Below are 16,558 nucleotides of genomic sequence, written 5' to 3'. Positions count from 1 at the left end.
CACTTCTCGACAGCTTTCAAGCTCAGGGACAACCAATTTAAGCTGCTGCCACAGCCCTAGCAGGCACGCGGATATGAGCCGACCGCGCGCGATTGTGTCGAGGCAGAGCGTTCGGCAAACACCCGTCGCGCCTATGGCGCCGACTGGAGGCATTTTTGCGCCCGCTGCCGTTTGATCCGCAGCCGCCGGACCCACAAATCGTCGGCGTCTGCATCATGGCCCTAGGCCTCGGGATCGGCAAGGGACAACAAGTCGGTGTCGTCCATCGAGCGCCGCCTGTGTCGTCGCTGACCTGGAACTATACACAACGCGGTCAACCGCTCGACCGGAACGACCGGGCATCGCCACCGTGCTCGTCGGCATTCGTAACAAAAAAGCCTCCCCGACCCGTCAAAGGGAAAGCCATCCTGCGCGAGGATGTTCTCGCCGTGCAGGAAACGCTCGACCACGTGACACTGCGTGGTCTGCGCGACCGCGCCATGCTGCTTTTGGGCTTCGCCGGTGGCTGCGCCGCCCCGAAATCGTCGGCCTTGATGTTGCGGGCGATCAAACCGAGGACGGCCGCGCTCGATTGAATTCTTTCCAGACATGGGCGTGCTGGTCCGTCGCCGCCTGCCCGGTCGTCGCCCTGTAGGCTTGGCTGAAGGCTGGCCCGTATTGCACATGGCCCCTCCCGCCGCGTCACCGGTCAGGGCAAAGTGTTGGGAGCCGATCGGCTGAAAGGTCAGCAGGTGGCGCGGCTGGTCAAACGCGCGGCCTTGCTGCCGGTGCGCGCGGGATCTTTCCGAGCGCGGCCAAAGGTCTTCTAGCCATCCGCTGCGCGCAGGCCTCGCGTCCTCCGCCGAGTTGATGAACACTATGTGAGGAAGCAGCTTGGCCACGCCTCGACGGTGATGACACGCAAGTACCAGCGCCGGCGCGATCGGTTCCGGGTGAATCTGACCAAGGCGAGCGGACTGTAGGGCGAAAGCCCCTCCCTGCCTGACCCGATGGGTCGCTCAGCTGTTCGGCGTGATCAGTTTCAATGATGGAAAATAGGTGCGGTAGCGGCCGACGTCGCGGGTCAGCAGCGGCAGACCGCTAACGGCAGCATGGGCGCCAATGAAGAAGTCGGGTAACACGCCGGTGCGCGACCCGCCGGACTTGCGATACTGCGTAAATACCTTTCCAGCGAGAAACAGGGCGGCGCGCGGCATCGGAGCGATTTCGAGACCCGCCTCATCGACAAACGCGTCGAGGTCTTCGATGCGGGCGTCGAGGTCTTCGATGCGGTCATATCGAACGGCAAGCTCGGCAAAGACAGCATCGTTGATCAGTAAAGGTCCATTGAGGCCTGCTGCCTCAAGCTGCGCGACCGACCAATCCGCCCGCTTGGGATCATCTGTGACCAAGTCGAGCAGAACGTTGGTGTCGACGAGCGTCAAGCTTCGCCACGCGTCAGCGCCATGATCGCGTCGGTATCGAGCCCCTTGCCGGCATGGCCACGCAATTTGGCGAAGCGGCTCGCCGGCTGCTTCTTGTCGGCGCGTGCAAGCACCACGCTACCGTCGGCGGCGCGGACGAAATCGACCTTGCTGCCTGGAACGATACCGAGAAGGTCGCGGACCGGCTTCGGGATGGTCACCTGTCCCTTGGCTGTAACTGTAGTGGTCATGTTCACACCAATTGTAATGCGACAGGTTTTGAAGGTATTACCCTGGACGCCGTTTTTCAATCCCTGGCTGGCCGAGATCGCAGCTCGCACCCTAATGCGGAGGCGGTGCGGCTGTCTGCCTCTTGGGCCAAGAACTGGTCGACTGTGCGGGAAGGCTTGGCCTGGACCCGTAGCTAACACGACTGGCGTGATAGGAAACGTATGTGCGTTTTCCCTCGAGTCGGGGGAAGCGTCCGCAGTTTCATGACTTGGCGTCCGCCGCAAACTTGTGACGATTTATGACATCAGGGACGCGCTTTTCGACCGGCAATGCTTGTCAACTGACCGGAATTCGTGAGGCTTGATGCCTTTTTGAGTCGGTTTTCGTGAGACCACATGCATGGCGCCGATCCGGCCTCTCCTTAAGTTGCTGATTTTCCAGATCTGTTGATACGGATCTCCGGCCGTCTGGCTTTGTCACGCAGTCTCACGATTTCCGATTCACGTGCCGATGCAGGCCGCCGGAGAGTGCGCCCCAACCAGCCTCGAAGCCCCCGGAAACCTCCCTGCAGGGCGAGGCCAGTCCGAAACTGGCCCACTTTGTGCGCTTTCGGCCATGGATGGGCATAGGACGCGATCTGGTGCTCTTTCGCGGCCTTTGGGCGTTCGCACCCCAGAAAGCCGCTCCACGGCCATCTATGAGGCTCGATAAAACACGCCTGCAACTGCTCGGTTGATCGCAGCCGTCGATATTGTACAAACGGCAGTGCGTTCAAAGATGACCCGCGGCCCGCAAATCCGCCGCGAACGTCGACAGATGAATCACCAGCCGCAAAGGCTGGCCTTGGGGCTGGCCCTGCAGGCGCTCGGCCCCGAAGGAGGCGTACCAATCGGCGGCGCGCTCGTTCTTGGCGTCTATGATCAGAAGGATGCCGCCGCCCTCCGTCACCAGCCGCAAGCAACGCCTGGCGGCGGCGGCCAACAGCTGACCACCCAACCCCTGCCCCGCGACCGACCTGTCTGTGGCGATACGCGCCAGGAGAAAGCCCGGGACGTCATGACGCGCCAATCCCCTGGTCATTCGCGCCGGCACGGCCGCATGGTCGACAGCCGAGGGCGCGATCGAGTAGAAGCCAAGGATGCGCCCGGGCCGCGCCGTTTCGATCGCGCAATAGGTCTTGGCGGCGTTCTGTTCGTGGCTCTGGCGTGCGTACCGGGCCAAAAACGTATTCATGTCCGCCTCGCCGCAATCGAAGCCAGTCCGATCATGTTCTTTCGAGATCGGCTCCTCATGCCATGCCGGAAGGCTCATCGGTCACGCGGCAACGCGGCGATCGCAGCGCGCAGTTTTTCGTTCGGCGCAGGCGGGTTGTCCATGAGCTCCAGGATGCGCAGGAAATCCCGCTCAGAGACCTCGATTTTTTCGGCGCCCTCGATCACCGCTTCGGCCTCGCGCAAGGCCGCGCGGGTGACGAATTCCGTCAAATCCGTATGCGCAAGCGCTGCCGCCCGCATCAGCGTCGCCTTTTGCCGCGCCGCTACCCGCAGGTTCATCCGTTCATTCGCTTCAACCGCAGCCCGGGGCATAACAATCTCCTTCACTCCTGCTATTGCCAATGTAGCTAAACGGAGTCATGAATGTCAATATATATGTATTGAAGGCGTACAAAGCAGCTCCCAGATACTCCAACCAGTAGCCAGATGGCCAGCCGCGCGAACGGGCCGTTGCCGCTCGCTTTTGACGGCCAAATCACGCTAGAATCCCCATCATGACCAACGCCGACAACCCAGCCCAGGATGATCTTCCGGACATCATCGATGTGGTGATGGAGATGGGACGGCAGGTAGAGAAGGCCGAAATGCCCCCTGCCCTATTTTCGTCCGCGGCAGGAAAATGGGCGTCCGATGGTCCTTGCAAAATCAAAGTGAAGTTTGTAATTTGCAAGGATGATTTCTCGCAGAGTCCTACCGTTGGTCAGGCAAGCGCTCGGACGACAGGCGGCTGTCGCTTTGATCGGCCCGAGACAGGTCGGCAAGACTACCCTTGCATTGGAAGTCGGCGATGAGACCGGTGCGCTTTACCTCGATTTGGAGTCGCGCGAGGATCGAAACAAGCTCTCGGATCCCGTCCTCTTTCTCAAGGCCTACGAAGATCGTCTGGTCATTCTCGACGAGATCCACCGTGTGCCGGACTTGTTCCAGGAACTGCGCGGCTTGATCGATCAGGGCCGCCGCCGGGGACGCCGCAGCGGCAGGTTCCTGCTGCTGGGCTCAGCATCGATGGACCTGCTCCGCCAATCCGGCGAAAGCCTTGCCGGCCGTATCGAATATGTCGAGATGACGCCGCTCGATGTCCTGGAAGTTGGAGCAACGGACACCGAGCGCCTATGGCTGCGCGGCGGGTTTCCGGACAGCTTTTTGGCAGCCTCCGATGCCGACAGCCTGGCGTTCCGGCGCAGCTTCATTCGAACCTACCTCGAACGCGATGTCCCGCAATTCGGACCACGTATTCCCGCACAGACGCTGGAGCGGCTCTGGACCATGCTCGCCCACAATCAGGCTGGTCTCTTGAACGCTTCGCGGCTGGCGTCCGGCCTGGCCGTCAGCGCACCGACCGTGACATCCTACGTCGATCTTCTCGTCGATCTTCTCCTGGTGCGAAGGCTTCCTCCATATCACGCCAATACCGGCAAGAGACTTGTAAAGTCGCCAAAAGTCTATGTGCGCGACAGCGGCATCGTGCACGCGCTGTTGGGCATCGAAGATCTCAATGGCCTTTCCGGGCACCCCGTTGTCGGGGCCAGCTGGGAGAGCTACGTCATCGAAAATCTTCTCTCCTTAGCGCCTGCGCGTACAGTGGCCAGTTTCTATCGGACCGCCGCCGGCGCCGAAATCGACCTCCTTCTGGCTGCGCCCGGCAAACGTCCCTGGGCGATCGAGATCAAGCGCAGTCTGGCGCCGAAGGTTGAAAAGGGCTTTCACCTGGCTTGCGAGGACGTCAATCCGGCGCGTCGCCTCGTCGTATATCCCGGTGCCGAAAGCTTCCCTCTCAAGGATGGCGTGGAGGTGAAGAGCCTAGGCGCTCTCGCAAAGGCTGTGGTGGATCTTGCCTGACGGAGGCGGTGAATTCTTCGCTTTCCTCCCCACGAAACTGCTACCGCCTCAACCGGATGCGCACGTCTAACCCCCATCCTGGCGCCCGTTCGTTAAGCAATGCTGCCATCGATATCGGTCACCGAAAATGCACTTGTCCTCGCCTCAACCACCTTCCAGGACTGGGCTGAGTCGAGCCGAACAAAGACATGGGTGAGTTCGGTATCCCGATCCTACCGGCCATCCTGCGGTGGACAAATCAGTCCGTTAGTCTCAGGCTAGGATGCAGAGAATCGCGCCGCCATGACATTACCACAGACGAGATTTTGATGGGCAATGCCCGCCATTTGATGAAGCACACCGATCCGGCCGATACCGATGATTTGCCGGACATTGTCGATCTCGTGATGGAGATGGGCCATCCGACGCCGCATAAACTGCGCGGTGGCGAAGAGGGAGCCCCCTCCCCTCCCCTGCCGGTTCGAGCAAAGGGACAAGAACGGTTGCCTGGGCATCTCGAGCGCCTGGCGGACCGCGCCCGCGATTATGTCGAAGCGGCGAGCTCAGCCAACACACGTCGCGCCTATGCATCGGATTGGAAGCATTTTTGCGCCTGGTGCCGTCGCCAGTCTTTTGAGCCGCTGCCTGCGGACCCGCAGATCGTCGGGCTTTACATCACGGCGCAGGCCTCGGCGCCAGGAGCAGGCAAAAAGTCGGTGTCGACGATCGAGCGCCGCCTGTCCTCCTTGACCTGGAACTATACGCAACGCGGCCAACCGCTCGATCGCAAGGATCGCCACCGTGCTGGCCGGGATCCGCAACAAACACGCCTCCCCTCCTCGGCAGAAGGAAGCCGTGCTGCGCGACGATCTGATCGCCATGCTGGAGACACTTGACCGCGGCACGCTGCGGGGCTTGCGCGACCGCGCCATGCTGCTCCTGGGCTTCGCGGGCGGCCTGCGGCGCTCCGAAATCGTCGGCCTCGATGTCGGCCGCGACCATTGCGAAGCTTTGCCGGATGTCAGCCTAGGAAGTGCTCAATCGTGTGGGCCACACGGCTTTGGCCGCCGGCGTGCATGGCAATCTATCGGGGGATTTCCCTGCGCGCCGGCCTTGCGTCCGTGGCCGAGGTCGATGGTGCATGTGCAGAAGCAGCCCGGCCACGCATCCGTAGAGATGACGCGCAAATACCGACGCCGGCGCGATCGGCTCCGTGTCAATCTCACTAAGTCGAGCCAGACTGTAACGCTGCAGAAGCGCCCTGTCCTGCCCTGTTGCTCTAGCGCATGGCGCGGACTATATAGTCATGATAGTCATCGTGGTTATAGAGGGCAACGTGCTATCTGCACCCCAAGAGGATCCCAGCTGGACCGTTGCTCGGGCTAAGGCTCGACTGTCGGAGGTGATTGAGCGCGCGCAGTCGTCGCCACAAACGATCACGCGCAACGGAAAACCAAGCGTCGTTGTCGTTTCAGCTGAGGAATGGCAGCGCAAGACCGCACGCAAGGGCACGCTTGCGGAGTTCCTGCTGGATTCGCCCTTGCGCGGTGCCGACTGGACCTCGAACGGCTACGCGACGAATCGCGTGACCTGCCGTTGTGAGGCTCCTGCTCGACACCAACGTGCTATCTGAGGTGACAAGGCCGTCTCCTTCTGCGCGCGTTTTGGAGTGGCTGGATGGGCTCGATGAGGATCGCTCGTTCATCAGTGTCGTGTCGATCGCCGAGATTCGGCGTGGCGTAGTTCTCATGGACGAGGGATGGAAACGAGAAGCCCTCGCCGACTGGCTGGCTCGGGACTTGCCGATGCGCTTCGAGCAGAGGCTTTTCTCCGTAGACGAACCCGTTGCCATGGCCTGGGGCGACCTGATGGGGCTGGCGAAGCGCCGCGGTCGTGGGCTCTCGTCGATGGACGGCCTGATCGCCGCGACGGCGGTTGCGAAGAACCTCCTTACTTCTGGCGACGCGCAACACCAAGGATTTCGAGGGTTTTGGTATCGCTCTCTTTGATCCGTGGATTTCGTGAATCGCCCTAAACCATAGATCGTTCGCGGGCTGACTCGCAAAGGGGAGGGTGGTTTGCTTTCGTATCGCCTGCTGCAAAATCACGCCGGCCTCTTGCTGATCTCAGACTATACTATCCCTCTCTGCGCTGGCTGCATGAGGTTGTGCATGACGTCAAGAACGCGCCGCTCGTTCGTGACAAGGAGGGAATGTTTCTCGGCTTAGCGTATGATGTACGCAAAGCTTATGAGCGTCAGCGTGAAATCATTCAGCCTCCTCCGCATTATGAAGAAAATCAGGGTCCGCTATGAGGTAAAATCCTATGGCCGGTTCTGCTGCTTCAACGAAGAATTCTGCGGCCTTCACTCGCCTATCTTGACCATTCTGCCAAGACACGGGGCCATCGCCTAGCGGAAGTGAATGACCAAGTGGTTTTCGCGAAAACAAAACTTCCCAATATCCCCGCAGATCGGCAAGACCGATCATGAACGCAGCGGTCGTGGAGAGTGCAACATGTTGGAAGGTCGATTTCTCAAGCGCCTGAAAAAGAAAGCTCGGAAGGGACACCGGGGATGGCCAATTGCGACTATCGCCTTCTATGGTCCGAACCTGCGCCAAGCGACAAAGGTCGCAGTTGGCATCGTGCCATCCGCGAATGAAGAGGTCGAAGAGTTGCACGACTGGAAAGTAGATCATGGCGACGTCCGCGCCGACCCCGGCATTGCCCGCGAGATACTTGAATTTATCGAGAAGCATCAGGTGCGGTCAGTCACGATGACCGAGGGCATTATTGGGTGCCCTCACGAGGAAGGAATCGATTACGAAGGCGAATGGTGTCCAGTTTGCGAGTTTTGGCACGGACGAGATCGCTTTACGGGGCAGAGGATCCATTAAAGTGGGCATGAGGGGTGCTTGCCAAGCGAGAAGCCGAGCTACGCCATTCTCGCAATTAACTGCCCAACATGACGGAAACAACCGCATTCTTGCAATTAAGATGCTATGGGGCTGGCGGCGAAGGTGGCACTTTCGGCGCTTCCAACCAACCCGATGGAGAGCCCCATGCCGCAATCAAACGATCTGAGCCGGTCCGTCGCCACCCTGAATCAGGATAGCACACTCGTTGTCGTCATCGAGATGAGTCAATCGAGTTGGCTTGTCGCGGGAATGCTGCCGGGCGTCGAACGGCACCACCTGATGAAGCTGGCGCCCGATGAGGATGGGTTGCTGCGGCTCCTGCATCGCTGGCGCGAGGAAGCGGCCCAGGCGGAGCGCGAGATCGAACGCATCGTTGTCGCCTTCGAGGCGGGGCGTGACGGTTTTTGGCTGGCGCGCTGGCTCAGGTCGCGCGGCATCGAAGCCTATGTCATGCATCCATCGAGCGTCGCCGTGTCACGTGAGCACCGGCGTGCGAAGACTGATCGCCTCGACACGGAGTTGCTGATGCGCGCCTTCCTCGGCTGGCTGCGCGGAGAAAAGCGCCACTGCAGCATGGCGGCTATTCCGACCATCGAAGAGGAAGACGCCAAGCGGCCGAACCGCGAGCGGGAAAAGCTGGTCTGCGATCGCACGCGCATCGTCAACCGCATGAAGGCGGCGCTCGCGCGCCTGGGAATTCGTGGGTTCAATCCGACGTTGCGCAAGGCGGAGGAGAAGCTTGCTGCGTTGCGCACGGCGGAAGGCTCCCCTCTCCCTGAAAATACCCAGGCTGAGTTTCGCCGCGACATGGCCCGGCTGCGTCTGGTGCGCGAACAGATCAAGGCCATCGAGCAGGAACGCCTGCGCAAGCTGGAGACGGCCTCGGCCGTCGAGAAGGGACCTCACGCGATGGTTCGCCTGATCTCGAGCGTCATCGGCGTCGGCGTCGAAACCGCGGATATGCTCGTCAACGAGATTCTGTCACGCCGTCTCCGGGATCGAAAGGCGGTCGCCCGCTATGCCGGCCTCACCGGCTCTCCGGATGAGAGCGGCGCGCGACGGCGCGAGAGAGGCCTCGCAAGAGCCGGCAATGCCCGGGTACGGCGCGGGATGATCCAACTGGCCTGGCGCTTTCTCCGGTTCCAGAAGGATAGCGCTTTGGCGCAGTGGTTTCGGAAGCGCACCGAGGATGGTCGGGGCGGCACGCGCAAGACCATGATCGTGGCCGTCGCGCGGCGCCTGCTCATCGCGCTCTGGCGCATGGCCACCATGGGCGAGATCCCGCAGGGCGTCGCAGTGCGGTCCGCTGGATAACGAAGAAGAGGATCAAGCTATCGGGGCCTGACGCGCCAACAGCGCCAGACTCCCAACGATCCGAGGCGGTGGCGAACCGGCACTGCACATGGGCTTTGCACCGTAATTAAGAATGGTCCCGCCGCCCCGGAGCCTTGCTCGCGATGCGCATTACTGCATCATGGCTGGGTCAAAGCACCCGCCGCATACAAGTACGCGAGAGCATTGTCTCGCCACGCGCAGGCTCCCTCGGTATCGACGTCCGCGATCGATAAGCCAGCGGCGGCTGCTTCTGTCGTGAATGGAGCAGCTGCCCTAAACGCAAACGAGGCCAATGAATGGACGCAAAAAAGACCGTTGACAAAAACATCCCCATACAAGATGCAATGCGACAAAAGTCCCCTGCCCCGCTCAGTGCGTAGCGGCAGACGTCTGCTTGTTGTCGGAAACCTCGTCCTTGGACGACAAGGCGCGCAGCACGGCCTCGGGCTCCTTGTCCATGACGCGAAGCAAGGTGCGTGCAGCCCCGCTCGGCTGCCTCTTCCCCTGCTCCCACTTCTTGTAGCCGGAAGGGCTCGTTCCGAGCACGGTTGCCATCTCGTCTTGGGTAAGGTCGAGCTTCTTGCGAATGGCCTTTGGGTCGACTGCCCCGACATCTACGCTGTGTACCTCGATGCCAGGGACATCCTTGCCTTGCGCGTGCGCTAAAGCTTCCGACATGGCCTGGATCAGGTCGGCGCCGAATTTCGTCATCTCGCTCATGTCCTGCTCCTGTTCGCTGCTTTGATCGCTTTGGCGAATGCAGCAACCGCCTTGGCTTCATCGGGCTTCAGATCAACCTTTTCGTTCTTGCCGTACGCCAAGAGTGCATAGATCGGCGCGTCAGCACTGTACCAGTAGTAGATGACCCGTGCGCCGCCACGCTTGCCCTTGCCTTTGGCGGCGAAACGCATCTTTCGTACGCCGCCAGTGCCAGGGATCTCGTCACCGACCTGCGGATTGGCGGCCAAAAAGTCGATCAGCTCCTTTCGTTCATCCTCGCTGAATAACTCAGCCGCGTGCTTGATGAACAATGAGGTCTCGGCGACAGTCTGCATACCATTCCTATAACCCAACGGGCTATATCTGGGGGGCTACTCATCGGAAGTCAATGGTGGACCGCCCCAACACTGGGCTCTCTTCCGATCATGAACGGACACCGCGTAGCGGGACGAAACGGGCTCCTCTTCCGTCAAGAACCTCCGCGACCGTGCGAAGCGGAACGGCTTGCTCTGTGAGGCGTGAGACGCGAGGATTGAACGATGAAGTGGCGCGAACGCAGTACCTATCGCGCACCCTGACATAGCCGGAATCGGCCAAAGAAATCGTAAACGCCGGAGCGCGCGTTCATGGATACCAGGATCATCGACAGCCGGGACGATTTTGCACAATGGGCGATCGAGCGGGCCTTGCGGTCCTGACCGATCTGGGTTCTGACCTGGCCACCGCCCCCCGCCCCGGAAACGAAGCCCCCAAATTGGTAGACTGCAAAGGCGCTGGGCCAGGCGATCGTCGATGCACTGCTCGACGCCTTCGACGGTCTCGCAGGCGACGAATGAGCGACCGGCTCGGGCCGCGCGGATCGCCCCGCCAGCGACACCGGTGGCCGGTGCGCGGGCGCGTAGCCGTAACCTCTTCCTCCCCCAATATCCGAAAGAGGTTGGATGATATCCTGAACCCAACTCTCGGGTACGAGCCTCAATCCGCTATGTCGGCGCCGACTACCTGCTCGCGGTCACGGGCCACCAACCGACGCTGCGCGCCGAGATTGAGCGCTACTTAGACGATGCTCCCGCCGCCTGCCTCGACAGTGCCGTCGACTTCGACAAAGCCCATGGCCGTATCGAGGAGCGCGCCGTTACCGTCTCCCGCGAGACCAGCTGGCTTTCCGGCGTGAGGCGCTTTCCCGGCGAACTGCGCCTGCCCAACACTAAGACCATCATCCGCGTCCGAGCCCGCACCGAACTCAAGGATCGCTGCCGACACGACACCAGATGCTTCATCTCTTCAGCCCATCTCATCGCCGAGCGAGCCGCTCAAGCCGTGCGCGGCCGCTGGCTGGTCGAGAACGCCCTGCACTGGACGTTCGACGTCGCCTTTAACGACGATCAATCCCGCCTCAGAAAAGGCCATGGCGTGCACAAACATCGCCATCGTCCGCCACTTTGCCATCAACCTCGTCTGAGCCTTGCCCGACAAGCACTCCCTTAAGCGCAGGCGAAAAGTGGCTGGCTGGAACCTCGACTATCTCGCATCAATCCTGGGAGAACTTATTCGTTAACCTGGATTCGGAGCCCCTGCCAGATCGAGGCTGGCGTCGATGTGGTGCAGTTTTTCGATTCCCGGTCCGGTGTGCTCGCCGAGGCGTCTTTCGGCATGGAAGGTTATATATGCTTAGTCGGCCGACTATTGTCGAATTTCCACAATAGGTTCAATGGGAAAGGAGAAAATCCGATGGGCGGAGGGAGCGACGGTAGCAAGGATATTCCGGGATTCGCCGAAGGGCGGCCATCTGAGAGTCTTGGGCGCCGAATTCGCACGAGGCGATACTGGATCAAACAGCTCCCTGTTAACTTTTCGTTAACCTAAAACTTCTTGCCGGAACGAACGAATCGGACATAATGACGGCAATTCGGCAAAACGAAGTCAATTGCCGTTATTTGAGGTTGAGACGGATGAACATATCCCCACCCCACGCTAAGGCACTGTTCGATGATGCGATATTGGCGCAGGGACGGGAGATTTCTAGGAAGTTGAACCAGCTTCGTCTGGAAACCTTCCCACCGAATGCGACCAAGACTCTCCGCCAGTTCTCACTTGCGGAGGCAGCTTACTTCCTTGGAGTTTCAACCAGCAACCTGAAAAAGCTCCATCTCGAAGGCAAGGCGGTTGAGCCGACTATTCACTCTGGCGGCCGCCGCACGTATTCCGCTGAACAGATTGTGGAGTTGCGCCGTTGGCTCGACCGTAATGGCCGGGCTGACGTGAAGAAATATGTTCCTCACCGTCGGGGAGATGAGAAGCTACAGGTTATCGCTGTCGTCAACTTCAAGGGAGGCAGTGGTAAAACGACAACAGCGGCACATTTGGCGCAGCACTTGGCACTTACAGGGCACCGCGTCCTCGCGATCGACCTGGACCCGCAGGCATCACTTTCCGCATTGTACGGTCATCAACCCGAACTCGACAAAGAGCCGTCGATTTACGAGTCGATACGGTACGACGATGGAAGAAAGCCGATCACGGATGTGATCATGCCGACAAACTTCCCCGACCTTCATATCATTCCAGCGTCGCTTGAACTCCAAGAATACGAGTATGACACGCCACTGGCGATGCAGGATAAGAATTCAATCGCTGGAAAAACCTTCTGGAATCGCATCGAGACGGCGCTCAAGGAAGTTGATGAAAAGTACGATGTAGTCGTGATCGATTGTCCACCGCAACTCGGCTACCTGACGCTGACGGCGTTGTCCGCTGCGACCTCAGTGCTCATCACCGTGCATCCACAGATGCTCGACCTCATGTCGATGTCCCAGTTCCTTTTGATGCTTGGCGATATCCTCAAGACGATTCGGCACGCGGGTGGGGAGGTCGATCTCGACTGGTTTAGATATCTAGTTACTCGGTACGAGCCGACGGACATCCCGCAGGCCCAGATGGTCGGTTTCATGCAATCGATGCTCGCAAAGCAGATGTTGAAAAATGAAATGCTCAAATCAACGGCAATTTCGGACGCTGGGCTGACGAAGCAGACACTCTATGAAGTCGAGAAGTCGGGCATGACGCGGACTACATACGAACGCGCGATGGAATCCCTCGAAGCTGTCAATACGGAAATCAGGGATCTGATCCACGAAGCATGGGGACGCACAAAGTAGACGGCCGTCTAAAGAGGGCATTGTTGGCGTAATATCAGACGATTATCTCAATTCTGGAATGTGGAAATGGCAAGGAAGAATATCTTCGATAACCTAATGCGGACGGACGCAGCCGTCGAGATCGAAGGCGATGAGCCGACCTCGGGATTGCGCAAATTCGGAGCCGCCAAGTCCATTTCTTCATCGATCGACGAGTTGGCCAGGCAAGCGTCTAAGCTCGTCGAGGGCGAAACAGTCGTTGAAATCGATCCCGATCTGATCGAGGGTTCGTTTGTATCCGATCGTATGAGCTCCGACGATGAGAGTTATCAGGAGCTTTTGTTCGCGATCAAGGAAAGGGGCCAAGACACTCCGGTTCTCGTCCGACCTCATCCGGACGCGGGTGGCCGGTACCAGATCGTTTTTGGGCATCGCCGCGTCAAGGTTGCCAAGGAGTTGGGAAGGCCCGTACGTGCGGTCGTGAAGGCGCTCGCCGACATCGATCACATCATCGCCCAGGGGCAGGAAAATTCCGCACGAGCCAACCTGACCTTTATCGAGCGCGTGCTGTTTGCTCAGCGTCTATCGGATCTGGGCTATCCTCGAGACATCATCCAATCGGCCCTGTCCGTAGACTATCAGACGCTTTCGAAGATGCTGACGATTCCGAAAGCAATTCCGGAAGCCGTCATCGATGCAGTCGGACCAGCCAAAGGCATTGGCCGTGACCGCTGGCTTGAGCTACGCAAGCTGATAGAGAATCCAAAAAACACTGCGGTCGTGAACGGCTTTGTCTTCAGCGAAGATTTTGCAGCGGCAGAATCCGATGACCGCTTCCACCTTCTCTTTAAGTTTCTTAATGGCGCGAGGCCGAAAAGGTCGGTGAAGAAAGCTATTGAGCCAAAGAATGGACGAACGTGGGCGCCGGAGGACAAATCTGTTACTGCGACCATCAAGAGTACCGGAAACGCGTTCAATCTTGCGCTTAAATCAAAGGACGCTCGTCGTTTCGGAGAATTTATTTCGGAAAACCTGGAAAGCCTGTACCGCGCTTTCAGGGAGTCCGAGAGCGTCAAAACAGGAGACTGAACCGCAAAAGAAAAAGGCCCCCGAACGTCACCGTCGCGGAAGCCCTTCTCGTATTCTGTAGCAAGGTCGAGAATCGCATTTCCGCGAATCACTGTCAAGAGTCTTAGGCGTCGATTCGGCGAGCAGGTTTCTTTTGCCTGATTGAAAGGCGAAGGAAAAATGGAGACGGGTATTGCAACGACGCCCTTCGGGCGGCGGTCGATGTCGCTTGCCATGTTGGCAGCACAGAATGCCTCGAAGGAAATCCCCGACGGCAAGGCCGTCGAGAAATGGCATATCTACCGCAACCTTTGCGAGGGCAGGAGCATTGTCGGGGTCGGCGATCGCGCTCTGGCCGTTCTGAACGCGTTGCTGTCGTTTTATCCGGACAGCGAGTTGAGCGAGGAGAACGGCCTGATCGTGTTCCCCTCCAATGCACAGCTGTCGCTGCGAGCACATGGGATGCCTGATGCTACGCTCAGGCGGCACCTGGCAGCCCTTGTGGACTGCGGCCTGGTCATCCGACGCGACAGTCCGAACGGCAAGCGCTATGCCCGCAAGGGGAGGGGAGGGGACATTGAGGAGGCGTTCGGCTTCTCTCTCGCCCCGCTACTGGCCCGTGCTGATGAGTTCGAAGCGGCCGCCGAGCGCGTCCGCGCCGACAACAAGGCCCTGAGGCTAATGCGCGAACGGATTACGCTGCACCGCCGGGATGTTCAAAAGCTGATCGAGGCAGCCGTGGAGGAAGATATGCCAGGCGACTGGGGCGGCCTCTGGCGGCGGTTCCGCGCTGTTGTGGAGGCAATTCCGCGGCGGGCATCCCTGGGCGAACTGGAGCCGATCGTGGGCGGTCTGGCCGCGTTGCACGAGGAAGTGGACATGCTGCTGGAAAGCTTCATGAATTCCACGAATCCGAGCGGCAATGAGTCTCAAAACGAGCGGCAGCAATCATATTCAAACACCGACTCCATTTTTGAATTTGAACCTGCTTTGGAGAAAAGCACGGCGCGGGCAGAGCCAAATCCCGACGGGAAGCCGAAAGGCTATCCGCTTGGCCTTGTGCTGAAAGCGTGCCCCGACATTGTCGACTATGCCGTGGAGGGAATTGGCAGCTGGCGCGATTTCATGATCACCGCGGCCCAGGTCCGCGGATACCTGGGGGTCTCGCCGTCGGCTTACGAGGATGCTTGCCACACAATGGGCCAGGAGACGGCTGCCGTGGTGATCGCCTGCATCCTGCAACGTTCCCAGCACATCAACTCGGCCGGCGGATATCTGCGCGTGCTGACCGAAAAGGCGAGGGCAGGGGAGTTTTCGGTGGGACCGATGTTGATGGCGGCGTTGCGAACGAACGGGGTGACGGCAAAGATGACGGGTTGATCCGAGCGCGAAATTTTTGATGCCGATGGTCGCTACACGATCAGCCGAGCCGAGTGCCCCAATTGCTGCTCGGCGTCGTTGTAATCGTGCGAGGACTGTTGCACGGCGCGGTGCTGGGGCTGTTGCATTGCCTCAGCCAGCGGGATCCCACGTCTCGCGGTTTCCATGAGAAAGCCAGAGCTCAGGCCATGGGGCACTGAACAATTTGTGTCGGTTTTGCTTCCGGATTTCAATTGAAACGCTAGGCGGAAAATCCGCACGCCACGACTGCGCCAATTCGGCTCTGGGCGGGAGAGCCCAGACGCCTTGGTGAGGTTGGCCCGGAACCGATCGCACCGCCGAGCGGCAGTCTGCAAACCGCGCTATTTCTTGGTGGCCAGCGATTGCTTGAGGAGGACGATCTCCTTCAGGGAGATGGTGTGCCGTTGCTCAATCCGCTTTAGCTCGCCTTCCAAATAGGCATTTCGCCTGTCGAGCCGGGCGCGGTCTTCATCAAGAAGCTCAATTTTGAGTAACGCGTTATGTAAAGTATGCCGCTGCTCCTCGAAGAAGGCGCGTTCGACAATAAGCTGTGTCTCTGAATCGAACGCATCTTCGATGACACGCTGCACACGAACTGCCCTGCCGGCAGCAGCCAATCGCGCACGATAGGCGCGCTGTCGTTCCGCCGGCGTTAGCGCATCTGGTTGACGGGGGCGGCCACGCGGGTGTTTCGGTGTATCCATGCTTCTAGTTTAGCATAACGCGTTACGAAAACAAAGCCACCCCTTTGCTTCGCAACGTTACGGCTTTTGGTGAGAGGAAAGGAAGGTGATGTCAGAGCCCCGACGCCTTTAGCGAGATTGGGCGCGCCGCCGCTGATATTTGCGCGTCATCTCGGTTGAGGCGTGGCCACGTTGTTTCTGGACGTAACGCTCCTCGATGTCGGCCGAAAAAGCCCTGGTCGGCGCGCAGCGAGTGTCCGGAGAAGAGCAGCCCACGTTCCTTTTCCGGGAGATCGGAGCGGACGCCAGCTGCGAGTTCGGTTTGCTCGAGATGCTTGCGGAGAGCGGCTCGACGTCGACGGTCTTGTTGTCCTTGAAGATTTGCCGGAAGAGGGGGGCCCTCTCCTGATGCGGCCGAAGCCGTTCGAGGGTGGCTGCAAGACAGGTCTGGTCAGCAACCATCCCGATCCAGGTTGCGACGAGAAGGCGCAGGCCGCCCGCAAAGCCCCAAGAGCAGGATTGCCCGATCGCGCAAGTCCCTCAGATCATGGCCGAGCATGTTGACCGTCG

General features: G+C 59.6%; 13 protein-coding genes and 6 pseudogenes. 11 read left to right on the top strand and 8 right to left on the bottom strand.

All coding sequences use genetic code 11. The annotated features are described in order from the left end of the window. Positions 1–84 precede the first annotated feature (84 nt). A pseudogene (locus ACFSOZ_RS23005) lies at positions 85–962 on the top strand (site-specific integrase); the annotation flags it as partial. Positions 963–998: 36 nt separating this feature from the next. Here ACFSOZ_RS23005 and ACFSOZ_RS23000 read toward each other — a convergent pair. From ACFSOZ_RS23000 to ACFSOZ_RS22985, 4 genes are all read right to left on the bottom strand, one after another. After that, positions 999–1,424, bottom strand: coding sequence for a type II toxin-antitoxin system VapC family toxin (locus ACFSOZ_RS23000; RefSeq protein ID WP_379101732.1), 426 nt, complete (start codon positions 1,422–1,424; stop codon positions 999–1,001). After that, entirely contained in the window at positions 1,421–1,654 is a 234-nt protein-coding gene (locus ACFSOZ_RS22995) for an AbrB/MazE/SpoVT family DNA-binding domain-containing protein (RefSeq protein ID WP_109670799.1), read from the bottom strand. Before ACFSOZ_RS22995 ends, ACFSOZ_RS23000 begins: the two co-directional genes overlap by 4 nt. Before the next feature lie 751 nt (positions 1,655–2,405). Continuing rightward, positions 2,406–2,945 (bottom strand): GNAT family N-acetyltransferase, encoded by a 540-nt coding sequence (locus ACFSOZ_RS22990; RefSeq protein WP_120017799.1) that lies wholly within the window; start codon positions 2,943–2,945, stop codon positions 2,406–2,408. Beyond that, positions 2,942–3,220 carry a type II toxin-antitoxin system TacA family antitoxin gene (locus tag ACFSOZ_RS22985; protein ID WP_120017798.1) on the bottom strand — a complete coding sequence of 93 codons (279 nt, stop codon included), beginning with the start codon at positions 3,218–3,220 and terminating at the stop codon, positions 2,942–2,944. The genes ACFSOZ_RS22990 and ACFSOZ_RS22985 overlap by 4 nt, the downstream gene beginning before the upstream one ends. Before the next feature lie 360 nt (positions 3,221–3,580). On the opposite strand from ACFSOZ_RS22985, the gene ACFSOZ_RS22980 reads away from it, so the two are divergent. From ACFSOZ_RS22980 to ACFSOZ_RS22955, 6 genes and pseudogenes are all read left to right on the top strand, one after another. Next, positions 3,581–4,747 (top strand): ATP-binding protein, encoded by a 1,167-nt coding sequence (locus ACFSOZ_RS22980; RefSeq protein ID WP_120017797.1) that lies wholly within the window; start codon positions 3,581–3,583, stop codon positions 4,745–4,747. Positions 4,748–5,055: 308 nt separating this feature from the next. Next, positions 5,056–6,112, top strand: a pseudogene (locus tag ACFSOZ_RS22975) (tyrosine-type recombinase/integrase). Next, positions 6,033–6,328 (top strand): annotated as a pseudogene (locus ACFSOZ_RS22970) (type II toxin-antitoxin system prevent-host-death family antitoxin). The pseudogenes ACFSOZ_RS22975 and ACFSOZ_RS22970 overlap by 80 nt, the downstream one beginning before the upstream one ends. Then, a pseudogene (locus ACFSOZ_RS22965) lies at positions 6,325–6,751 on the top strand (PIN domain-containing protein). The pseudogenes ACFSOZ_RS22970 and ACFSOZ_RS22965 overlap by 4 nt, the downstream one beginning before the upstream one ends. A gap of 398 nt (positions 6,752–7,149) precedes the next feature. Beyond that, positions 7,150–7,623 carry a hypothetical protein gene (locus ACFSOZ_RS22960; RefSeq protein ID WP_378924541.1) on the top strand — a complete coding sequence of 158 codons (474 nt, stop codon included), beginning with the start codon at positions 7,150–7,152 and terminating at the stop codon, positions 7,621–7,623. Between the two features lie 165 nt (positions 7,624–7,788). After that, complete coding sequence (locus tag ACFSOZ_RS22955) at positions 7,789–8,958, top strand: IS110 family RNA-guided transposase (RefSeq protein ID WP_465264472.1); 1,170 nt, start codon at positions 7,789–7,791, stop codon at positions 8,956–8,958. A 390-nt stretch (positions 8,959–9,348) separates the two neighbouring features. Here ACFSOZ_RS22955 and ACFSOZ_RS22950 read toward each other — a convergent pair whose 3' ends face one another. Next, a complete protein-coding gene (locus ACFSOZ_RS22950; protein ID WP_378924543.1) occupies positions 9,349–9,699 on the bottom strand; it encodes a helix-turn-helix domain-containing protein in 351 nt (116 codons plus the stop codon). After that, positions 9,696–10,034, bottom strand: coding sequence for a type II toxin-antitoxin system RelE/ParE family toxin (locus ACFSOZ_RS22945; protein WP_378924545.1), 339 nt, complete (start codon positions 10,032–10,034; stop codon positions 9,696–9,698). Before ACFSOZ_RS22945 ends, ACFSOZ_RS22950 begins: the two co-directional genes overlap by 4 nt. Before the next feature lie 622 nt (positions 10,035–10,656). On the opposite strand from ACFSOZ_RS22945, the pseudogene ACFSOZ_RS22940 reads away from it, so the two are divergent. The 4 genes and pseudogenes from ACFSOZ_RS22940 to repC all read left to right on the top strand — a co-directional run. Next, positions 10,657–11,257, top strand: a pseudogene (locus tag ACFSOZ_RS22940) (ISAs1 family transposase); the annotation flags it as partial. Between the two features lie 394 nt (positions 11,258–11,651). Next, positions 11,652–12,857 carry a plasmid partitioning protein RepA gene (gene repA, locus ACFSOZ_RS22935; protein ID WP_378924547.1) on the top strand — a complete coding sequence of 402 codons (1,206 nt, stop codon included), beginning with the start codon at positions 11,652–11,654 and terminating at the stop codon, positions 12,855–12,857. A gap of 66 nt (positions 12,858–12,923) precedes the next feature. Then, the gene (gene repB, locus ACFSOZ_RS22930; protein WP_378924549.1) at positions 12,924–13,925 is read left to right on the top strand and encodes a plasmid partitioning protein RepB; all 1,002 of its coding nucleotides are present in this window, start codon (positions 12,924–12,926) and stop codon (positions 13,923–13,925) included. A gap of 159 nt (positions 13,926–14,084) precedes the next feature. Further along, on the top strand, positions 14,085–15,284 hold the full coding sequence (repC, locus tag ACFSOZ_RS22925) for a plasmid replication protein RepC (protein ID WP_379101728.1): 1,200 nt from the start codon (positions 14,085–14,087) through the stop codon (positions 15,282–15,284). Positions 15,285–15,646: 362 nt separating this feature from the next. On the opposite strand, the gene ACFSOZ_RS22920 is transcribed toward repC, so the two are convergent. Both ACFSOZ_RS22920 and ACFSOZ_RS22915 read right to left on the bottom strand, forming a co-directional pair. Continuing rightward, positions 15,647–16,009, bottom strand: coding sequence for a hypothetical protein (locus ACFSOZ_RS22920; protein WP_379101726.1), 363 nt, complete (start codon positions 16,007–16,009; stop codon positions 15,647–15,649). 108 nt (positions 16,010–16,117) lie between these two features. Further along, positions 16,118–16,558 (bottom strand): annotated as a pseudogene (locus ACFSOZ_RS22915) (site-specific integrase); the annotation flags it as partial.

Source organism: Mesorhizobium newzealandense, from assembly GCF_042682145.1.
Lineage (GTDB): Bacteria > Pseudomonadota > Alphaproteobacteria > Rhizobiales > Rhizobiaceae > Mesorhizobium > Mesorhizobium newzealandense.
Note: the sequence above shows the minus strand (reverse complement) of the source record. Positions and strands in the feature narration are given on the sequence as shown.

Excerpts from the sequence above, each read along its gene's own strand:
- ACFSOZ_RS22995 (WP_109670799.1), bottom strand. The coding sequence starts at position 1,654 with ATGACCACTACAGTTACAGCCAAGGGACAGGTGACCATCCCGAAGCCG.
- ACFSOZ_RS22990 (WP_120017799.1), bottom strand. The coding sequence starts at position 2,945 with ATGAGCCTTCCGGCATGGCATGAGGAGCCGATCTCGAAAGAACATGAT.
- ACFSOZ_RS22985 (WP_120017798.1), bottom strand. The coding sequence starts at position 3,220 with ATGCCCCGGGCTGCGGTTGAAGCGAATGAACGGATGAACCTGCGGGTA.
- ACFSOZ_RS22980 (WP_120017797.1), top strand. The coding sequence starts at position 3,581 with ATGATTTCTCGCAGAGTCCTACCGTTGGTCAGGCAAGCGCTCGGACGA.
- ACFSOZ_RS22960 (WP_378924541.1), top strand. The coding sequence starts at position 7,150 with ATGACCAAGTGGTTTTCGCGAAAACAAAACTTCCCAATATCCCCGCAG.
- ACFSOZ_RS22955 (WP_465264472.1), top strand. The coding sequence starts at position 7,789 with ATGCCGCAATCAAACGATCTGAGCCGGTCCGTCGCCACCCTGAATCAG.
- ACFSOZ_RS22950 (WP_378924543.1), bottom strand. The coding sequence starts at position 9,699 with ATGAGCGAGATGACGAAATTCGGCGCCGACCTGATCCAGGCCATGTCG.
- ACFSOZ_RS22945 (WP_378924545.1), bottom strand. The coding sequence starts at position 10,034 with ATGCAGACTGTCGCCGAGACCTCATTGTTCATCAAGCACGCGGCTGAG.
- repA (WP_378924547.1), top strand. The coding sequence starts at position 11,652 with ATGAACATATCCCCACCCCACGCTAAGGCACTGTTCGATGATGCGATA.
- repB (WP_378924549.1), top strand. The coding sequence starts at position 12,924 with ATGGCAAGGAAGAATATCTTCGATAACCTAATGCGGACGGACGCAGCC.
- repC (WP_379101728.1), top strand. The coding sequence starts at position 14,085 with ATGGAGACGGGTATTGCAACGACGCCCTTCGGGCGGCGGTCGATGTCG.
- ACFSOZ_RS22920 (WP_379101726.1), bottom strand. The coding sequence starts at position 16,009 with ATGGATACACCGAAACACCCGCGTGGCCGCCCCCGTCAACCAGATGCG.